Source organism: Methylobacterium durans, assembly GCF_003173715.1.
In the GTDB taxonomy this organism is placed as follows: domain Bacteria; phylum Pseudomonadota; class Alphaproteobacteria; order Rhizobiales; family Beijerinckiaceae; genus Methylobacterium; species Methylobacterium durans.
This window is the reverse complement of sequence record NZ_CP029550.1, coordinates 256,002-274,940: the sequence shown is the minus strand read 5'-3', so window position 1 is coordinate 274,940 and position 18,939 is coordinate 256,002. Positions and strand designations below refer to the sequence as shown.

At 70.7% G+C, this 18,939-nt stretch carries 13 protein-coding genes and 4 pseudogenes; 5 read left to right on the top strand and 12 right to left on the bottom strand.

From position 1 onward, the window contains the following. Positions 1-9: 9 nt before the first annotated feature. Both ubiB and ubiE read right to left on the bottom strand, forming a co-directional pair. Positions 10-1,566 (bottom strand): 2-polyprenylphenol 6-hydroxylase, encoded by a 1,557-nt coding sequence (ubiB, locus tag DK389_RS01170; protein WP_109886964.1) that lies wholly within the window; start codon positions 1,564-1,566, stop codon positions 10-12. 52 nt (positions 1,567-1,618) lie between these two features. Beyond that, positions 1,619-2,392 carry a bifunctional demethylmenaquinone methyltransferase/2-methoxy-6-polyprenyl-1,4-benzoquinol methylase UbiE gene (gene ubiE, locus DK389_RS01165; RefSeq protein ID WP_418291994.1) on the bottom strand — a complete coding sequence of 258 codons (774 nt, stop codon included), beginning with the start codon at positions 2,390-2,392 and terminating at the stop codon, positions 1,619-1,621. A gap of 161 nt (positions 2,393-2,553) precedes the next feature. On the opposite strand from ubiE, the gene DK389_RS01160 reads away from it, so the two are divergent. From DK389_RS01160 to gmk, 5 genes and pseudogenes are all read left to right on the top strand, one after another. After that, the gene (locus DK389_RS01160; protein WP_109886960.1) at positions 2,554-2,973 is read left to right on the top strand and encodes a hypothetical protein; all 420 of its coding nucleotides are present in this window, start codon (positions 2,554-2,556) and stop codon (positions 2,971-2,973) included. An 85-nt stretch (positions 2,974-3,058) separates the two neighbouring features. Next, on the top strand, positions 3,059-3,997 hold the full coding sequence (gene mutM / locus DK389_RS01155; RefSeq protein ID WP_109886958.1) for a bifunctional DNA-formamidopyrimidine glycosylase/DNA-(apurinic or apyrimidinic site) lyase: 939 nt from the start codon (positions 3,059-3,061) through the stop codon (positions 3,995-3,997). Positions 3,998-4,165: 168 nt separating this feature from the next. Next, positions 4,166-5,529, top strand: a pseudogene (gene mltG / locus DK389_RS01150) (endolytic transglycosylase MltG). A 51-nt stretch (positions 5,530-5,580) separates the two neighbouring features. After that, positions 5,581-6,458 (top strand): annotated as a pseudogene (locus DK389_RS01145) (YicC/YloC family endoribonuclease). An 81-nt stretch (positions 6,459-6,539) separates the two neighbouring features. Further along, positions 6,540-7,247, top strand: coding sequence for a guanylate kinase (gmk, locus tag DK389_RS01140; protein WP_109886957.1), 708 nt, complete (start codon positions 6,540-6,542; stop codon positions 7,245-7,247). Positions 7,248-7,352: 105 nt separating this feature from the next. On the opposite strand, the gene DK389_RS01135 is transcribed toward gmk, so the two are convergent. The 10 genes and pseudogenes from DK389_RS01135 to chlG form a co-directional block, all read right to left on the bottom strand. After that, positions 7,353-7,841, bottom strand: coding sequence for a biliverdin-producing heme oxygenase (locus DK389_RS01135; protein WP_236960507.1), 489 nt, complete (start codon positions 7,839-7,841; stop codon positions 7,353-7,355). Then, positions 7,838-10,440: pseudogene (locus tag DK389_RS01130) on the bottom strand (histidine kinase dimerization/phosphoacceptor domain -containing protein). Before DK389_RS01130 ends, DK389_RS01135 begins: the two are co-directional and overlap by 4 nt. A gap of 129 nt (positions 10,441-10,569) precedes the next feature. Beyond that, positions 10,570-11,964 carry a dihydrolipoyl dehydrogenase gene (locus DK389_RS01125; RefSeq protein ID WP_109886953.1) on the bottom strand — a complete coding sequence of 465 codons (1,395 nt, stop codon included), beginning with the start codon at positions 11,962-11,964 and terminating at the stop codon, positions 10,570-10,572. 38 nt (positions 11,965-12,002) lie between these two features. After that, positions 12,003-12,809: an SDR family NAD(P)-dependent oxidoreductase gene (locus DK389_RS01120; protein WP_109886951.1), complete on the bottom strand. Its 807-nt coding sequence runs from the start codon at positions 12,807-12,809 to the stop codon at positions 12,003-12,005. Between the two features lie 186 nt (positions 12,810-12,995). Further along, positions 12,996-14,582, bottom strand: coding sequence for a c-type cytochrome (locus DK389_RS01115; protein ID WP_109886949.1), 1,587 nt, complete (start codon positions 14,580-14,582; stop codon positions 12,996-12,998). Between the two features lie 41 nt (positions 14,583-14,623). Continuing rightward, on the bottom strand, positions 14,624-14,986 hold the full coding sequence (locus DK389_RS01110) for a hypothetical protein (protein ID WP_194075147.1): 363 nt from the start codon (positions 14,984-14,986) through the stop codon (positions 14,624-14,626). A 1-nt stretch (position 14,987) separates the two neighbouring features. Beyond that, the gene (locus DK389_RS01105) at positions 14,988-15,482 is read right to left on the bottom strand and encodes a TspO/MBR family protein (protein ID WP_109895882.1); all 495 of its coding nucleotides are present in this window, start codon (positions 15,480-15,482) and stop codon (positions 14,988-14,990) included. Further along, on the bottom strand, positions 15,479-16,666 hold the full coding sequence (locus DK389_RS01100) for a geranylgeranyl diphosphate reductase (protein ID WP_109886948.1): 1,188 nt from the start codon (positions 16,664-16,666) through the stop codon (positions 15,479-15,481). Before DK389_RS01100 ends, DK389_RS01105 begins: the two co-directional genes overlap by 4 nt. 26 nt (positions 16,667-16,692) lie before the next feature. After that, positions 16,693-18,032 (bottom strand): annotated as a pseudogene (locus DK389_RS01095) (BCD family MFS transporter). Then, entirely contained in the window at positions 18,032-18,916 is an 885-nt protein-coding gene (gene chlG, locus DK389_RS01090) for a chlorophyll synthase ChlG (protein ID WP_109886946.1), read from the bottom strand. The pseudogene DK389_RS01095 and the gene chlG overlap by 1 nt, the downstream one beginning before the upstream one ends. Positions 18,917-18,939: the final 23 nt, after the last annotated feature.

Here is an 18,939-nt window from a genome sequence, read left to right as displayed (position 1 = left end):
GCGCTGAGCTTACCGGAAGGCCATGACCAGCGCACCGATGGCGATGCCCCAGAGCGCCAGCGTCGACCAGAACGCCCGCCGCTTCTCCTGGCGGGCAAAGGCCTCGAGGCGCTGGGCGTCGCCGGTGCCGGCCTCGTCGAGGCGGATCAGGATGCGCTTGAGGCGCTGCGACAGGTCGGGTACGTCGGCGACCACGTCGGCAATCGTGAGCGCGGCACGCCCCGCGCCCTCGAGGCGGCCGACCGGCCCGAGATTGCGGGCGATCCAAGTCCGCACGACGGGCTCGGCCCCGGTCCACATGTCGAGCTGCGGATCGAGGGAGCGGGCGACGCCCTCGACCACCACCATGGTCTTCTGCAGCATCACGAGTTCGGTGCGCGTGCTCATGTCGAAGAGGGCGGTCACGTCGAAGAGCAGCGTCAGCACCTTCGCCATCGAGATCTCGTCGGCCCGGCGCTGGTGGATCGGCTCCCCGATGGCGCGGATCGCCTGCGCGAAATCATCCACGGAGTGGTGGGACGGCACGTAGCCGGCCTCGAAATGCACCTGCGCCACGCGCTTGTAATCGCGCAGGATGAAGCCGAGCAGGATCTCGGCGAGGAAGCGCCGCTCCTTCAGCCCGAGCCGGCCCATGATGCCGAAATCGACCGCGGTGAGGCGACCCTCGGCGTCCACGAACAGGTTTCCGGGATGCATGTCGGCGTGGAAGAAGCCGTCGCGGATCGCCTGGCGCAGGAAGGACTGGATCACGGTGCGGCCGAGCGCCCGCAGATCGTGCCCGGCCGCGGCAAGGGCCGCGTGATCGTGGAGGCGTGCGCCCTCGATCCACTCGCTCGTCAGCACGTCCCGCGCGGTGAACTCCCATTCCGGCCGCGGCACCCGGAAATCCAGATCCTTCGCCGTGTTCTGGGCGAGCTCGGACATGGCGGCCGCTTCGAGCCGGAAATCCATCTCCATCATCACCGAGCGGGCGAGGATCTCGACCACCTCGCGCGGGCGCAGGCGCTCGGCCTGGGGCGAGAGGGCGTGGACCACGCGGGCCATGAAGCGCATCGCCTGGAGATCGCGCTGGAAGCGCTCGCGCACGCCCGGCCGCATCACCTTGACGGCGAGCGTCCGCTGCGTGCCGTCGGCGTCGATGACGGTGGCCTTGTGCACCTGCGCGATCGAGGCCGCCGCAATCGGCTCGCTGAACGAGGCGAAGAGCTGGCGGAGCGGCCGCCCGAACGAGGTCTCGACGACGCGGATCGCCTGTCCCTGCGGGAAGGCCGGGACGCGGTCCTGCAGCTTCTCCAGGTCGATCGCCGCGGCCATGCCGACGATGTCGGGCCGCGTCGCCAGGAACTGCCCGAACTTGACGTAGGAGGGCCCGAGCCGGGTCAGCGCGACGGAGAGCCGCGCCGCGCCGTCGCCGAGGCCCGGCCGCTCCAGCATGCGGCCGACCTTCAGGGCGAGGCGCAGGTGCGGCGGCAGTTGTGACGGGTCCATGAAGGCGAGGCCGCCTTCGCGCGCCAGGACGAAGCCCACATGCGCGCCGCGCACGAGATGGAAGATCGCGCCGATCACGGGAGGTGGTACCCCCGGACGTGTCGCCGCGCCGGTGTCTCGGCCAGCGCCATCAGGAGACTTTCCAGCCCGAATGGATCGCCACGATGCCGCCCGAGAGCGAGCGGTGCGTGACGTGGCGCAGGCCGGCCGCCTCGATCATGCCGGCGAAGGCGCCGGGGGAGGGGAATCGGCGGATCGACTCGACGAGGTAGCGATAGGATTCGGCATCCCCTGCCACGCGCGCGCCGATCCGCGGGATCACGTGGAAGGAATAGGCGTCGTAGATCCGGTCGAGGACGGGCATGTCCACCTTCGAGAATTCGAGGCAGAGGAAGCGTCCGCCCGGCTTCAGCACCCGGCGCGCCTCGGCGAGCGCCGCCTCGATTCGCGGCACGTTCCGGATGCCGAAGGCGATCGTGTAGGCGTCGAAGGCGGCGTCGGGCAGCGGCAGGCTCTCGGCATTGCCGGTGACGAAATCGATGCGCCCCGCGTAGCGCTCGCCCGCCCGCTCGGCGCCGACGCGCAGCATCGCCTCGTTGATGTCGAGGACGGTGACCTCGGTCTGCGGGCCGCCGGCCTCCAGCGACCGGAATGCGATGTCGCCAGTGCCGCCCGCCACGTCGAGATGGCGGAAGGACCGGCCCTTCGGCGGCCGCAGCATCGCGATGAGCTGCGCCTTCCAGGCCCGGTGCAGACCCGCGGACATCAGGTCGTTCATCAGGTCGTAGCGCTTCGCCACCGAGCGGAACACGTCGTCGACGCGCCCCTGCTTCTCGCCGAGCGCCACCCGCTCGAACCCGAAATCCGTCGTCCCGTCGCTGGACGGCCGCTCGTCGTCACGCATGGCACCTAACCCTTCGCCCGCCTCCATAGCGAAGCGAGGGGGAAACCGCCATGCGTCGAAACCCGCGCGGAACGCCGACCCGAGCCTAATCAAAAAGGGGTCGCCGCTCCGCCAAAATCCGCGAACACGGCAACAAATTGAACATATAAAGATCTTTCCGCATGGAACATGCGATCTTGCAAGATTTTGAGGGACGTCACACAATAGCGAGACTCAATATTCGCGATCTCGGCGCGAACGGCATCGATCATGTCCCTCGCCTTCCGGACGCGCGCGCCGACATTCCTCCTCGCGTCGATCGAGGGGCGATCTCGGACGGCCTGATCCCGGACTGGATACGGGAGGCGGACGGGTTCACGCACGGCACCCATCGCTGGCAGAACCGCGCCTTCCTGGTGCCGCGCATGCGGCCCGAGGAACTGGTCTTCCACATCGTGCGCATGGAGCGCGGGCCCGTCTCCAGCGGTGTCTACGCGTTCTACCCTGCGAGCTTCCTGGAAAGCCTCCTCGCCCATTGCGACGGCGTCTTCGCCGAGGCCTGCGCCTCCGCCCATCCGACGCCGGGCGACAGGATTTCCTGACGCGCGGGGTCGCAGCGGGATTGCCGGGCGGGAGCGCCGGGCCGATATCCGGGCTCCCTCACGCCAAAGCACGCTTCCCGAGACGATGCCCGAGCTTCCCGAGGTCGAAACCGTCCGCCGCGGACTCACACCCGCCTTGGTCGGCGCGCGCTTCGCCCGCGTCACCCTTCGGCGGCCGAACCTGCGCTTTCCCTTTCCCGAGCGCTTCGCCGCGAGGCTCGAGGGACGGCTCGTGACCGACCTCGCGCGCCGGGCGAAGTACCTGACCGCGAATCTCGATTCCGGCGAGACCCTGATCATGCATCTCGGCATGAGCGGCCGCTTCGACGTCGCTCTGCCCGATGGGCGCAACGTCTCGCCCGGCGACTTCTACCTGGAAGGGGCGCTCGGCACGCCGAAGCACGACCACGTCGTGATGGCGATGGAGACCGGCGCCACCGTGACCTACAACGACGTGCGCCGCTTCGGCTTCATGGACCTCGTACCGACCGGGACGCTCGCCGCTTGCCGGCACTTCGCCGGGATGGGCATCGAGCCCCTGAGCGAGGCGCTGACGGGCGAGGCGGTGGCCCGCCTGTTCCGCCACCGGATCACGCCCCTGAAGAGCGCGCTCCTCGACCAGCGCCTGATCGCGGGGCTCGGCAACATCTACGTCTGCGAGGCGCTCCACCGCGCCGGGCTCCATCCGGAGACGCCCGCCGGCAGCCTCTCCGGGACGGATGGCAAGCCGACGCCCAAGGCGCGGCTCCTCGCGCGGGTGATCCGGGATGTCCTCAAGGAGGCGGTCGCGGCCGGCGGCTCGACGCTGCGCGACTACGTCCACACGGACGGAAGCGCCGGCGCCTTCCAGCACGCGTTCCGGGTCTACGACCGGGTCGGCGAGCCCTGTACGGCGCCGGGCTGTCGCGGCACCGTCGCGCGGATGGTGCAGTCGGGCCGCTCGACCTTCTACTGCGCCGAGTGCCAGCAGGCCCCCGGCCCGGCCCGCGCGCCGGCGGTTCGCCGGCCGACCACGCGGATATGAACAGCGGCACGGCATTTTTGCCATAAAGCGGGCTAGGGTCACCCCTCCGCGGTCTCCTGACACGCGCGCCCAACCGTGCCATCCTGCCCGCGCCGCCTCAATGCGGCGCCGCGATCCGGCCGGAGACCGGGCGAGGGGTCAGGAAGCGCGAGCCCGAGCAGGAATTCGATGTTCTTCCGCAGACGCCAGACGCCCGCGCCGACGCCGACACTCTCCGACGAGCCGGCCCTGCCGAACCGCCTCTCGCCGCGCTCGCCCGGTGAGGCCATCAAGCCCACCGCGGCACCGCAGCCGCCCGAGGAGCCGGAGCGCGAGCGCGGCGGGTTGCTCGCCACGATCAGTGGCCTGCTGACCTTCGCGGTGGTCCTCGCCATCGGCGCGATGATCGGGCTGACGCTGGTCCAGCGGCAGATCACCGAGCCGGGCCCGCTCACCAGCGACAAGGTCGTCGTGATCCCCTCCCGCAGCGGCACCGGCGAGATTGCCGAGATCCTGCAGCGGGAAGGCGTGATCGCCCATACCGGCCTGTTCGAACTCGCCGCGCGCTTCGGCGGCCGGCCGCCGCTCAAGGCCGGCGAGTACAGCTTCAAGGCGCATGCCACGATCAGCGACACCCTCGACGTCGTAACCTCCGGCCGGCAGGTGCAGCACGCGGTCACCTTCCCCGAAGGTCTGACCAGCGAGCAGATCGTCGCGCGGCTGAACGAGAACGACATCCTCGCGGGCGAGATCGGCGAGATCCCGGCCGAGGGCTCGCTCCTGCCCGACACCTACAAGTTCGAGCGCGGCGCCACCCGCCAGCAGATCGTCAACCTGATGAAGCAGAAGCAGAAAGAGGTGCTGAACCAGATCTGGCAGCGCCGGAACACCGAGGTTCCCGTGCGCACGCCCGCCGAGATGGTGACCCTCGCCTCGATCGTCGAGAAGGAGACGGGCCGGGCGGACGAGCGCCCCCGTGTCGCCGGCGTCTTCGTCAACCGCTTGAACAAGCGCATGAAGCTGCAATCCGACCCGACCATCGTCTACGGCCTCGTCGGCGGGCGCGGCACGCTCGGGCGCGGCATCCAGCGCTCCGAGATCGACCGCGCGACCCCCTACAACACGTACGTGATCGAAGGGCTGCCGCCGGGGCCGATCGCCAATCCGGGGCGCGCCGCGCTCGAGGCGGTGGCCAACCCCTCCCGCACCAAGGATCTCTTCTTCGTGGCGGACGGAACGGGCGGCCACGCCTTCGCCGACAGCCTGGAAGGCCACCAGAAGAACGTCGCTCGCTGGCGCGCGGTGGAGAAGAGCCGCCAGACCCCGACACCCGACGCGAGCGGCGTCGACAAGGCGGAGCCGCCGGCCGATCCGGGTGCAGTGCCGGCCGCGCCTCGGCCTTCGCGCCGTCCACGAATTCGGCGCTCGCCCTCGACGGCAACCGGTCGCGCGCCTTCGACGCGTCGGAGGGCACGAAGCTCGATCCGCTGAAGAACAAGACGTTCGACCTGAATTCGGCGAAGTCCGTACCGGTGCTCAAGCAGCCGCGCTGACCGACGCGGTCCGCGACGGCGCCCTATCGAAGCCGGGGGAGTGTCAGGCCCATGATTGCGAGCATGACCGGCTTCGCCCGGGCCGCCGGCACGACGGGCCCGGTGCAATGGGCCTGGGAGGTCCGAAGCGTCAACGGACGCGGGCTCGACGTGCGGGTGCGCGTGCCGAACGGCGCCGAGGCCGCTGGCGAGGTCGCCCGCACGGCCCTGCAGAAAACCCTGACCCGCGGCCAGTGCCAGCTCTCCCTCGCGCTGACGAAACCCGAGGCGACGGCGCGGGTTCGCGTGAACGAGGCGCTCCTCGCCTCGCTCGCCGCGGCAATCGCCCGCGTGCCGGTGCCCGAGGGGATCGCCCCGCGACCCTGGACGGCCTGCTCGGGGTGCGGGGCGTCATCGAGAGCGAGGAGCCGGAGAACGCCGAGACCGAATCCATCGCCCGTGACCTCGCCGAGGGCGTGGTGCGCCTCGTGGCCGACCTCGTCGAGGCGCGCCGAGCCGAGGGGCGCGCCCTCCAAGAGATCATCAACGGACACCTCGGAACGATGATCGCGCTCACGCAGGCCGCCGAGGATTGTCCGGCGCGCACGCCCGAGGCGGTGCGCGCGAAGCTCGCGGCGAGCCTCGCGACCCTGACCGCGGGCGCCAGCGGCCTCGATCCGGACCGGCTCCACCAAGAGGCGGTGGTGCTCGCGGCCAAAGCCGACGTGCGCGAGGAGCTCGACCGGCTCCGGGCGCACCTGAACGCGGCCGGAGAGCTGATCACGGGCGGCGGCGCCATCGGCCGGCGCCTCGATTTCCTGGCGCAGGAACTCGGGCGCGAGGCGAACACCCTCTGCGCCAAGGCCAACGACATCGCTCTGTCGCGGATCGGACTCGACTTGAAGGCCGTGGTGGAGCAATTCCGGGAGCAGGTTCAGAACGTCGAGTAGGAAGCGTCGAGGCATGGTGCGGTCACGAGCCGGCGGGCAGGTCCGAGTGGAGAGCACCTGCCGAGTGGGGAGCAGCCGCCGATGACCGGGGCGACGCCAGGGCACACCTCCCCTCAGCCCGGGCAGGGCGCGGGTTCGATCGGCCGGCGCGGGCTCATCCTGATCCTGTCCTCGCCCTCGGGGGCGGGCAAGACGACGCTGACGCGCGCCATCGCGCAGGACGGCGGCTGGGGGCTCGAACTGTCGATCTCCGTGACAACCCGTCCGCGCCGCCCCTCTGAGATCGAGGGCAAGCACTACCGCTTCATCGACCGGGAGGCGTTCGACGACCTGCGCGCCCGCGACGACCTCCTGGAATGGGCGGAGGTACACGGAAATTTCTACGGAACGCCGCGGCGGCCCGTGGAGCGGGTCCTGGCCGAAGGCCGGGACATGATCTTCGACATCGACTACCAGGGCACGCGGCAGGTCCGCTCGAAGCTCTCGGACGATGTCGTCACCGTGTTCATCCTGCCGCCCAGCATGGCGGAACTCCGCCAGCGGCTGGAACGGCGGGCCGAGGACTCGCCGGCGACGATCGAGAAGCGCCTCGCCAACGCCCGCGTCGAGATCCAGCGCTGGACCGAGTACGACTACGTCATCGTCAACGACGACCTCCAGAATGCCTTCACCTCGCTCCAGGGCATCCTGACGGCCGAGCGCCTCAAGCGCACCCGCCGCACGGGGCTCGGCGCCTTCGTGGACGGGCTGCTCAGCGAGAGCGAGCGGGAGGCGGGCGCCGTCCGTTGATCGATCAGGCCGCTTCGTCGGCCGCCAGCCGGCACAGCCAAAGGCGCATCGCCTCGAAGGTGGCGTTGGCGGCGAGCGAGGCCGCCTCCGCCTCACGCTCGCCGGTCAAGCCGTCGAGGCGCGCGCGGAAGCTCGCCCACATCGCGCCTGTGCGGACCCCTCGACCCGGTAATAGGCGCAGCCGGTGCGCTCATCGAGCCCGTGCAGCGCCGCGACGCGGCGGCCGATCACCTGACCGCCGAGCGTGGACCCCTCCAGCACGTAGAGGGTGCCGAGCGCCGCGGCCGGCCCGGCGATGCGCGGCGTCGCGACCCGGGGCAGGCGGCCGATCGCCGCCGCGTCGAGCCCGAGATGGCGCAGATCCGCCGAGAGCCAGTCGATCCGCCGCCGCTCCTCGAAGAAGCCGGGCTCCCGGAGCGCCTCGGCGATGGCCGGCTCGTAGGCCGCGTGGAAGCCGTGGAAGCGGGCCAGAAGGTCACGGTAGCCCGAGAGCGTCGCGACGCGCGCGTCCCAGCCGAGATCGCGCTCCAGGGCGGCGTGCGTCGCGGCCGTCTCCGCCCGCAGGCGCGCATGCAGACCGCTCACGGGCGTCACGCGGTGATCGTGAAGCAGGCGCCCGGCGCGTTCGCCACTTCGAGGCGGGCGTTGATCTGGTCGAGCATCGCCCGGATCAACTTCATGCCGAGCCCGGTGCCCAGCGGCTTCGCCTCCGACCAGCCCTCCGGCATGCCTTCGCCGTCGTCGCAGATCCGGAGCCGCACGCCGCCGCCCCCGGAAGACGACACGCTGACCTCGATGCGGCCGCCCCCGGCGGGGTTCGCCGCGTACTTGAAGGCATTGGTGACGAGTTCGGTCGCGATCAGCGAGAGTGCCACCGCCTTGCGGTAGGGTACCATCACGCCCGGCTCTGCCACGAGGTCGACGGCGTGCCCGTCGCCCGCCATGCCGGCGAGGTCGCTGCACAGGTTCTCGATGGTCTGGCCGAGGTCGACCTCCTCGACGCTCTCCGCTTGGTAGAGGCTGTCGTGGACCCGCGCCACGCTCATCACCCGCGCGGAGGTCTCGGCGAAGGCTTGGCGCGCGTCCGGGTCGGAGATCTGCCGCCGTTGCATCTGCAGGAAGGCGGAGACAATCTGCAGCGAGTTCTTCACCCGATGGTCGATCTCCCGGGTCAGCAGATCCTTCTGCGCGAGCAGCCTCTCCTTGTCGGCGAGGAGCCCGGTCAGCTCGTCGATCTTGCGGCGCTGGCGCAGCACCACGCCCTCGACGGCCTGCGCGAGCGACTGTGCCAGCGAGACCTGCCAATCGGCGAAGGGGTTTGCGAAGCCGGTCCGCTCCTCGACCCAGCGCTCGAAGGAGCGGCGCGGCAACACCGCCACGCTGCCGCTCCCGGCGAGAACCGGCTTGCGCGGGTCGCCGCCCCAGGTCACCGTGCTCGACACCTCGGGTCGGAACCAGAGCACCAGGTGATCCCGGGACGCGTCGACGAAGGCGGCGAGGAGCCCGCTCGCGATCTCGCGATAGGCCGCGGCCGCGGGGAAGGCGGACGACAGCGCGTCGGTGGCGAAGACCGGATTCTCCGCGGGCAGGCTGTCCTTGAGCCAGGTGGCGAGGGCGCGGATCTGATCCTCGTCCGGCGTCTTGCCGATCAGCGTCACCGTCCCGCCCGAGACGACGCCGGCGCCCGTGGCCGAAAACAGGTCGAGCAGGGTGACCGAGCCCGCCGTGAGGGCCGCGACGAAATCCTCGGACCGCGTCAGCCCCCGCACGAGGCGGCCTTCCGTGTCGAGATGCGCCTGCTGCTCCGCCCAGAGGCGGCGGCCCTCGATCTCCTGCACGCGCATCGCGAACGCGTCGGTCAGCACGGTGGCCGCCGCGCGCGTCTCCGGCGCCACGTAGTGCGGCTGCCGATGATGCCCGATCATCAGGCCCCAGAGCCTGCCCTCGACCATGATCGAGATCGACATCGACCCGTTCACGCCGAGGTTGCGCTGATACTCGAGATGGATGGGCGAGAGGGTCCGATGCTGGGCGAAGGTGAGGTCGATCGGCGCGTTGCCGGCACTGGGCGCAGCGACGAGGGGCACCGGCACGCTGTCGCGGTCGATCACGAAGCGGCTCTTCGCCTTGGTGTAGAGGGCGCGCGCCTGCGCCGGGATGTCGGAAGCGGGGAAGCGCAGGCCGAGCAGGCTTCGGGCCCAGTCCTGCACCTTGTCCTCCGCGATGGCCTCGCCGTTCCACTCCGCATCGAACCGGTAGACGAGCACGCACTCGAAGCCGGTCAGGGCGCGGATCTCCAGCGCGGCGATGCTGGCCACGCCGCCGAGGGTATCGGCCGTGCGCAGGCGCGCCATCGCGAGTTCGGTGTCGGTCTGGCTCGCCGCGGAAAAATCCTCGGGGTGTTCGGGCGCGATCTCCAGCTCGATGATCACGCGCCCGAGATGGGCATGGGCCACCGCGTAGTAAGCGCCGAGGGCCTGTCCCCGGCCGGGCAGGCGGATGGTGCGGCGGATGGTGCGGCCGTCGTCGAGTGTGCCGGCCGCGAGCCGCGCCCGGATGACGTCCACGAAGGAGCGCGGCAGCACCGCGTCGAGGCGTCTGCCGGGGAGTTCGCGGCCGTCTTCGGGCAGCGCCTCGCGCACGTTCACGCTGTGGGCGATGATCTCGAGGCTGGCCGCGTCGGCCGCGATCATCACGGCATTCGGCTGGATCGAGCCCGGGATGTGGATGGGCTCGCGCTCGCACAGGCTCGGGTCGACCGGCTCGGCGCGGGCCCGGCTCCCGACCGCCGCGAGGACGGCGTCGCGGGCGCCCGACCCGTGCAGGGTCTGCAGCGGCGCGATGGTCAGCCAGTAACAGCTCCGCCCCTGCCTCATCCGGACCAGGGCGCGCAGCGGCTGCGGCACGCGGCCGAACACGAACTCGAAGCTCTCGTCGAGCTGTCCCCGGCGCGTGCCCGCGAGGAAGCGGCCGTAGAAGCCCGGCAGGTTCGTGGCGGGCGCCACGTCGCGGAAGAAATGGTGCCCCATCACGGCCGAGGCCGACAGGCCGCTGAGCGCGCTCGCCGCATCGTTGTAGGCGACGACATTCCCGGTCTGATCGAGTCCGATCACCCCGAGGTCGAGGCGATCGAGCTCGTCCGGCCCAGAGCGTCGAGGTCGATATCGCCGCTGGTTGCGTCGGTCAGCGGCATCGGGACTGCGCAGATGTCATGCACCGACCGGTATGAACGGGGATGCAGCCGAGCGCAATGTCCGGTTGGACGCGGTGCAGCTCGATTCGGTGACGGCGCGGGGAAGCCGCGTCGCGGGCCGTCCGCCGCTCAGGCGCGCAACTGCCGGACGATGTCCCCGAGCGCGGTCTCCAGCCCTTCCTCGAGGGTCGGGTGGTAGTAGGGGCGGTCGCGGAGCGCGGCGGCACTCAGCCCCTCCTGCACCGCGAGGGCGAGGAGATGCGAGAGGTGCTCCACGGCCGGGCCCAGAAACTCCCCGCCAAGGAGGCGCCCGCCGCGATCGGCCCAGATCCGCGCGCCGCCCCGGTCCTCCCCTTCGATGCGCGCGCGGCCCTGATCGCAGAAGCTCACCGCTCCGGTCACGCGGCGGCTCGCCGCGTCCGGATCGAAAGGGGCGCCGACGACGGCAACCTGCGGCTGCGTGAACACCATCGCGAGGCTCACCCACGGCTCCGGCGCGGCGAGGGACCGCCCGGCTGCGAGCTCCGCGGCGTTCTCGCCCGCGATCCGACCCTGGCGTGCGGCCTCGTGCAGGATCGGGCGCTCGGCATTGGCATCCCCCGCGATCAGGACAGGACCGCCCTCGCAGAGAAGGGTACGGGGATCGAAATGCGGCAGGCCCTTCTCGCCGAGGCGCAGATCCGCGGCGTCGAGGCCGAGATCCGCGACGTTCGGGGGACGCCCGGCCGCGGCGAGCACCCGCGCGAAACGTTGCTCGCGCCGCGTGCCGTCCTTCGCCTTCCATGTCAGCCGCACGCCGTCGCCGTCGATCTCGCTGGCCTCGACCGCGCAGCCGAGATGAAGGCCGATCTCGCTTGCGAAGATCGCGTTGCCGGCCGCGACGAGATCGGGATGCGTCAGCCCGGCAAGGCTGTCGCCGACGTCGAACAGGCAGGTCTCGACGCCGAGCCGCGCCATCGCCTGCGCGATCTCGATGCCGACGGGGCCGCCGCCGAGGATTGCGAGCGACCGCGGCAGATCCGCGATCTCGAAGAGCGTGTCGGTCGTCAGCACGCGCTCGCCGAGGCCCTGCAACGGCTTCGGCACGCTGGGGCTCGACCCCGTCGCGACGACGGCCGCCCGGAAGCGGACGCGGGCTCCGTCTCCGACGCGCAGCGTCTGCCCGTCCTCGAACCGGGCCCGGCCGGACAGGCGCTCGTCGTCGGGCAAGTCGTCGAGCCCGTCGCGGACCGAGGCGACGAAGCGGTCGCGCTCCCTCCGCAGGCGATCGAGGACGGCGCGCCCGTTCACCCGGACCTCCGGCACGTCGAGGCCGAACAGGCCCGCCGCGCGGGCGCCGTGCGCCGCCGTGGCGGCGGCGATCAGGAGCTTCGAGGGCATGCAGCCGACGCGGGCGCAGGTGGTCCCGCCCGGACCGGCCTCGATGAGCACGGCGTGGGCCCCAGCCTTGCGCGCCGCGGCATGGGCGGCGATCCCCGCAGTGCCCGCCCCGATCACCGCCACGTCGCACGCGATCTCGCGCATCTCTCCGACCATCCTCGCTGCGTTCGCCCGAGCGGCGGTCAACTGCCCATCGTGAGCACGGCGCCGCCGTCGATACGCAGGTTCTCGCCGGTGATGAAGCTCGCCTGTTCCGAGCACAGGAAGGCGACGGCAGAGGCCACCTCCTCGGGACGGCCGCGGCGCTTGGCGACGATGCCGGGACGCTTCTCGTCGAGGAAGGAGGCGATCGCCTCGTCGAAGGAGACGCCGAGTTCCTTGGCGCGCTTCTCCATCATGGCGTCCGTCATCGGCGTCGCGACGAAGGCGGGCGCCACGGAGTTCACGAGGACGCCGTCCGGCCCGTAGGCCTTCGAAAGGCCCTTGGTCAGGTTCATCAGCCCGGCCTTCGCCGCGCAATAAGGCAGCTCCTCAACGTAGGGCTGCACCGCATCCTCCGAGGTGAAGAGGACGACGCGGCCCCAGCCCGCCTCGCGCATGCCGGGAATGAAGGCCCGCGCCACGCGCACCGCCACCATCAGATCCGCCTGGATCGTCTCCAGCCAGTCGTCGTCGCTGAGTTCGAGGAAATCGCCCGTGGCGCCAGTGATGCCCGCGGCGTTGACGAGGATCGTCGGCTTCTGCCCGAATGCCCTGTCGGCGAAGGCCTTCAGCGTCTCGACGCCCGCCATGCCGCTGAGATCCGCGGCGACGGCCCGAACGTCGCCGAGGCTCGCGAGCTCCTTGGCTGCTGCCTGGACCTTCTCCTCGTCGACGTCGGTGAGGACGATCTTCACGTCCTCCCGTAGGAGGTATTCCGCGCTGGACTTGCCCATGCCCGAATCACCGCCCGTGACGACGGCGACGCGCCCGCTGATCCCGAGGTCCATCGCGATGCTCCTGATTGCCGGACATGGCCGTCGGCTCGTCTCCGGACAGACATCGCGGCCGCCATCGGCACCCCTACGCCTTGTCCCGGACACCCCGCCGATCGGACGAACGCGGGCCAACCCGGGGGGCCCACGATCGTTCCGCCCGTATCATCCGCTGCGGCATCGTTGCCCGAAGGAGCGCTCTCAGTTCCGGCCCGGCGTACTGCCTGTCGGCACCTGCGTACCCGCGTGCTTCTCGGGGCTCTTGAGCTGGCTGTAGACGACGTTGCCGAAGCTGCCGATCACAGCGTGCCAGGGCGCGTCGGCATAGAAATTCGTCTCCCTGGCGACCTTGCAGAAGGTGGCGGTGAGGCCGTTGACGATCTCGTCGTCGCTGGCGCCGCCGGCCTCGGATTTCAGCTTCGGCAGCAGGGCGGACAGCCGCGGGATGAACGCGTCCTGCTTCAGGTTCTTCAACGCGTCGGCCGTGCCCGTCGCCTCGATCGCCTTGGCCACGTCAGAATTGCCGACCGTGGAGCACGGCGCGTTGCCCGCCAGCATCGTCTGGATCTTGCCACGCGCCTCCGAGACCTGGCCCTTGTCGCTGATGACGGGCGCGTTGTTGCCCCAGGAATTGCGGATGTAGTCGGTCACGTCGGCGATCTGCTGGTCGGTCATGCCCTGGCCGACGGCGGGCATCGAAGCGTAGCCGTTCCGGGCCGCGAGGCCGCCGAGAACCACGTTGATCACCGTCTGCGGGCCGGCGGATTGCACCGAGGTGTTGCCGGCGAGCGCGGGAATCGCGCCCTCGACGCCCCTGCCGTCCGGCTTGTGGCAGGACGAGCAGTAGCTCAGGTAGACCGCAGCGCCCGGTGCGTTCGGCTGGTTGAACGCCTGCACGTCCTTGACCCTGTAGGTCTCTTTCGCCTTCTGCGTGCGCAGATACGCGACCATCGCCTTGAGGTCGGCATCGGTGAGCCTGCTCAGGGATTCCTCGATGGTCTGCCGCATGGGGCCGGCCGCCACGCCCGGCTTGTTGCCGGGGGCGGAGCCCGTCTTGAGGTAGCTGACGACCTGTTCGTCGGTCCACGAGCCGATGCCCTGGTGGTCGTCGGGCGTGATGTTCGGGGCATACCAGCCGTCGATGACGCCGCCGCCGAGCTTGCCCGCGAGACCGCTGTTGCCGACGATCTTATTCTCGTTGTGGCACATCCCGCAGTGGCCGAGCCCCTCGACGAGGTAGCCGCCACGGTTGACCTCGGCGCTGGCATTCGGGTCCGGCTTGAACTCGCCGGCCGTGAAGAAGGCCGTGCGCCACGTGATCAGCGCGGTGCGCACGTTGAACGGGAAAGGAATCTGGCTGTCCTTCCGCGGGTTGTTCACGGGCTCCAGCGACCGCAGATAGGCGTAGATCGCTTTCGCGTCGTCGCGCGTCACCTTCGTGTACCAAGCGAAGGGAAAGGCCGGGTAGAGATAGGACCCGTCCTTGCCGATCCCGTCGTGGAAGGCGCGGTAGAACTCCTCCTCCGTCCAGTTGCCGAGCCCCGTCTCCCGATCGGGCGTGAGGTTCGGGGTCATGATCGTCCCGATCGGGGTGTTCAGCGCATAATTGCCGGCGAACTTCTTGCCCTCCGGCCCCGTGTGGCAGGCGACGCAATCGCCCGCGGTGACGAGATACTCGCCGCGCTTGATCAGATCCTGATCCGCACCCTGGGCGAGACCGGTGGCCGGTGCGAGGACAGTGCCGGCAAGCAGACCGGAGGTTGCAGCAAGAGCGAGAAGGCTGCGCATGATGCCAAGTCTCCGGCCCGCGAGACGGGAACTAGAATAGTTCAGCTAGGGATTTTCGCCTTGAACGCGGGTTGATTGGTCGAAGTTCCTGGCTCACGGAATCGTGGACTGCGACCAAAGGACAGATCTTGGTGATTCGGGGAGCGGAGGCGGGTGACGAGGTCGCCGAGATGTGCGGCGAAGGAGAGGGCGAGGCAGGCCGCGATCTGCCACCAGGGCGCGCCCGTCAGCCCGGCCCGAAGGGCGAGCATCAGGCAGGCGCCTGAGCCGAGGTTGCAGAGGAGGGGGAAGGGCGCCGGGCCGCGCCCGGTCCGCGCCCGGTAGGCGAGCAGGGCCAACGCCTCCAGGGCCACCAGGGCGAGGATGAGATCGATGATCCGTCCGCTCAGGATGACGTCGGCCATCTCAGGCCCGCCCGAAGGGCCGGTTGAGGCGCACGATCGCGAGGTTGAGGCAGGCCGCGACCCCGACCCAGCCGAGATAGGGCAGGAGGAGGATCGCCGCTGTCGGCGAGTGCGGCAGGCTCGCGAGGATGAGACCGACGATCGAGAGCCACAGGAGGACGATGTCGACGAGCGCCCAGTCCGGCCGCTCGGCCCGGAAGAACAAGCCGCTCCAGGCGATGTTGAGCACGCCGTTCACCGCGTAGGCCGCGACGAGCATCGCGCGGCCCGCCGCATCGGCGACGGCGCTCCAGGCGAGGGCGGCGGAGACGGTGATCATCGCGAAGATCACGGCCCAGATCGGCCCGAACGCCCAGTCCGGCGGCCTCCAGGCGGGACGCCGCAGGGCGCGGCTGCGCGGCCCCGCAACGGTGAGAAGACCGCCCGCCAGGGCTACTAGGATGGCGGCCGCTGCCGCGACGAGGAGGGCCGGCCATTCCAGGCCCGCCCGCGTCACGGCGAGACCCACCGGAACAGGTGGGCGAGATCCTTGAAGAAGATCCGCGCGTGGGCGGCGGGCTTGGCGCGCACCAGCTCCTTGTTCATGTAGGCGTCCCAGGTGAGTTGCTGGACGTCCTTGTCGCGGCAGATCGAGACGAAGCGCTCCCGCAATCCGTCGTTGCGGTACCAGACCCATTGCATCATCCGCAGGATCAGGAAGACGCGCCCGTGCAGCTTCATGAAGCGGCGGCGCGCCTGGGCCAGCGCCCGTGCGTCCCCGGTCCGCAGAAAGGCGTCGGCCGCCTCTGCCGCGAGGCGTCCGCCGAGCATGGCGTAGTAGATGCCCTCGCCGGAGGCCGGGGCGACGATGCCGGCGGCGTCGCCTGTCAGCAGCACGTCGCGCCCATTGTCCCAGCGCTTCAGGGGTTTCAGGGGGAGCGGTGCGCCTTCCCGGCGCACGGTGACGCCCGCGTCGAGCCCGGTCGACGCGCGCAGGGCCCGAATGGCGCTGCGCAGGGAGAAGCCCTTGTGCGCCGAGCCCGTGCCGACGCTGATCGTGTCGCCGTGCGGGAAGATCCAGGCGTAGAAATCCGGCGAGAGCTTGCCCTGGTAGAATACGTCGCAGCGGCTGCCCTCGTAGTCGCCGCCGCTCTCCGGACGCCGAACGATCTCGTGATAGGCGAAGACCTGCCGCATTCCGGCATGCCCCGGGATCTCCGCGCGGCCGACCGGCGAGGAGGCGCCGTCCGCCCCCATCACGAGGCGGGCGCGCACCCGGTGCTCGGCGCCGTCCGCCCGGTAATGTACGCGCGTCGTCCCCGCTTCGCGGCTCACCCGCTCGAAGGTGCCGTTGCGCTGCTCCGCGCCCGCGAGGCTCGCGCGCCGCCGCAGCCAGGGGTCGAAATGCTCGCGGTCGACCATGCCGACGAACCCGTCGCCGACCGGCATGTCGACCCGCTTCTCGGCCGGCGAGATCATCCGGGCCGAGCGGATCCGGGCGACGATCAACTCGTCGGGGATCGCGAAGTCGCGGATCAGGCGGGGCGGCACCGCGCCGCCGCAGGGCTTGATGCGGCCATTCCGGTCAAGGAGGAGCACGCGGCGGCCCATCCGGGCGAGATCGGTCGCCGCCGTCGCCCCGGCCGGCCCACCGCCGACCACCACCACGTCGAAGGTCTCTGGCTCGGCCGGCTCGGTCATGGTGGGCGTCCTCTCGGCGGGTTTCCCTAGAAGCGGGGCTCGAATTGCAGGAACGCGGCGCCGCGCCGGGCTCGCGGGATGCGCGTCTCGGCCGCGTGCTCGACTCGGGTCGCGATGATTGTCGCCGCGACGAACAGGAGCGCCTCGGCCGTGAACACGGCGGCGTAGGCGTGGACGGGCTCCGGCATGACGAGCCGGGCGAGATCGACCGCGACGGTGCCGAGGAAGCCGCCGGTGCCGAAGGCGACGCCCTGCGCCGCACCCCAGACGCCCATGCGGGTGCCGCGCTCGGCCTCGCCGCCCGCCCGGCAAGCCCCATCATCGAGCCGATCGCCGCGACCGCGAAGATGCCGTTGAAGAGTCCGAGGGCGAAGACGAGGAAGCGCAGGGGAAAGTCCGGCCCGACGAGGCCGCCGCCCGCGATGCCGAGAAGCGCGGCGCCGGACCCCGCACAGCCGATCGCGGTCCAGAGCTTCAACGAGCCGAGGACAGGGCCGCCGATTCCCATCGTGACGCCGGCCACGAACAGCATGCCGACCAGCACGCCCCCGTGCTGGAGCCCGGCGAGCTTCGTGGTGACGCCGGGACTCATGGCGAAGACGAGGCCGGCGAAGGGCTCGAGGATCAATTCCTGCGCGCTGTAGGCGAGCATCGCAACGAAGATGAAGATCGTGAAGCGGCGCGATTGCGGCTCGGCCCAGACGCGGGCCAGGACCTGCAGGAAGGGCGGCCTCCGCCCCGGCGCCGCACCGTTCGATTCCGGCCGGCGCGGCTCGATGCCGAGCACGGCAAGGCACGCGACCGCGAAGGCGATCGCCGAGACGGTGCCCGACACCGCCACGAGGCGCGCGCCCGAGAACGGATCGAGGAAATGCCCGGCGAGCGGGGCGGTGATCGCGAAGCCCGCGATCATCATCACCCAGACGATGGTGGCCGCCGCCCCGCGCCGGCGCGCCTCGACGCCGGTCGCGAGCAGTACGAGGAGCGAGGTGCCGGCGGCCCCGGCGCCCATGCCGACGGTCAGGAAGGACAGGATTGCGAGCGCGAGACCCGCAGTGCGGTCCACCTCGCAGAGCGCGGTCGCGACGGCCGCGCCGAAGCCGCCGAGCGTCAGCGCCGCCATGCCGCCGACGATCCAGGGCGTGCGCCGTCCGCCGACATCGGACCCGTAGCCCCAGCGCGGACGCAGCACCTGCACCGCGTAGTGGAGGGCGACGAGGCCACCCGGGACGATCGCGGGAAGCGCGAGTTCGACGACCATCACGCGATTGATCGTCGATGTCATCAGAACGACCACGGCGCCGAGCGCCGTCTGGACCAGGCCGAGGCGGACGATCTGCGCCCAGGTGAAGCCGGGGACGGCCATCACACGCCTCCCTGGACGAGCGGACGCAGGGCGAAGGCGGCGACCAGCATGCCAATGACGTAGAGCGTGGTGCCGGTGCCGTTGTACCAGGCCGCGCGCTCGCGCGGCCTCTGAAGGAAGTAGGCCATCAGCGCGAGTTGCCCCGCGAGCAGGGCCGCGACGATGCCGGCATGCCAGGTACGGCCCCAGATCGCGAGCAGCGAGACGACGAGCGTCTGCGGCAGCGCCATGACGAGGCAGGCGAAGCGTGCCGCGTAGGCCGAGCCCATCTGCACGGGGATCGAGCGCAGGCCGAGCACCCGGTCGCCCTCGATCGACTTGAAGTCGTTGAGCGTCATGATGCCGTGCGCGCCGATCGCGTAGAGGAGGGCTATGACGAGGACGCGCCGGTCCGGCACGGCTGCGGCCATCACGGCGGCCCCGGTGAACCAGGGCAGGCCCTCGTAGCAGAGCCCGACCGCAGCGTTGCCCCACCAGCCGTTCTGCTTCAACCGGACCGGCGGGGCCGAGTACAGCCACGCGAGGACGAGGCCGAAGATCGCGGCGCCGAGCACCCAGGGACCGAGCGCCGCGGCGACGGCGAGGGAGAGCAGCGTCCAGGCCGCGGCCAGATAGAAGCCCCAGCGCCCCGGCATGCGGCCGGAAGGAATCGGCCGGTTTGGCTCGTTGATCGCGTCGACGTGGCGGTCGTACCAATCGTTGACCGCCTGGCTCGTGGCGCAGACGAGCGGCCCGGCGAGCAGGACGCCCGCGCCGATCATCAGCCATTGTCCGTTCGGGGATTGGCCGGACGAAACCACGCCGCAAGCGAAGGCCCACATCGGCGCGAACCACGTGATCGGCTTCAGGAGTTCGAGAACAGCGCTGGGAGCCGGCGTCGCCATGACGCGACGCTATTTTTGAGGCC

What these genes read in the sequence shown, in the direction of transcription:
- ubiE (WP_418291994.1), bottom strand. Translation starts at nt 2,392, where the DNA reads ATGCGTGACGACGAGCGGCCGTCCAGCGACGGGACGACGGATTTCGGG.
- DK389_RS01160 (WP_109886960.1), top strand. Translation starts at nt 2,554, where the DNA reads ATGGAACATGCGATCTTGCAAGATTTTGAGGGACGTCACACAATAGCG.
- mutM (WP_109886958.1), top strand. Translation starts at nt 3,059, where the DNA reads ATGCCCGAGCTTCCCGAGGTCGAAACCGTCCGCCGCGGACTCACACCC.
- gmk (WP_109886957.1), top strand. Translation starts at nt 6,540, where the DNA reads ATGACCGGGGCGACGCCAGGGCACACCTCCCCTCAGCCCGGGCAGGGC.
- DK389_RS01125 (WP_109886953.1), bottom strand. Translation starts at nt 11,964, where the DNA reads ATGCGCGAGATCGCGTGCGACGTGGCGGTGATCGGGGCGGGCACTGCG.
- DK389_RS01120 (WP_109886951.1), bottom strand. Translation starts at nt 12,809, where the DNA reads ATGGACCTCGGGATCAGCGGGCGCGTCGCCGTCGTCACGGGCGGTGAT.
- DK389_RS01115 (WP_109886949.1), bottom strand. Translation starts at nt 14,582, where the DNA reads ATGCGCAGCCTTCTCGCTCTTGCTGCAACCTCCGGTCTGCTTGCCGGC.
- DK389_RS01110 (WP_194075147.1), bottom strand. Translation starts at nt 14,986, where the DNA reads ATGGCCGACGTCATCCTGAGCGGACGGATCATCGATCTCATCCTCGCC.
- DK389_RS01100 (WP_109886948.1), bottom strand. Translation starts at nt 16,666, where the DNA reads ATGACCGAGCCGGCCGAGCCAGAGACCTTCGACGTGGTGGTGGTCGGC.
- chlG (WP_109886946.1), bottom strand. Translation starts at nt 18,916, where the DNA reads ATGGCGACGCCGGCTCCCAGCGCTGTTCTCGAACTCCTGAAGCCGATC.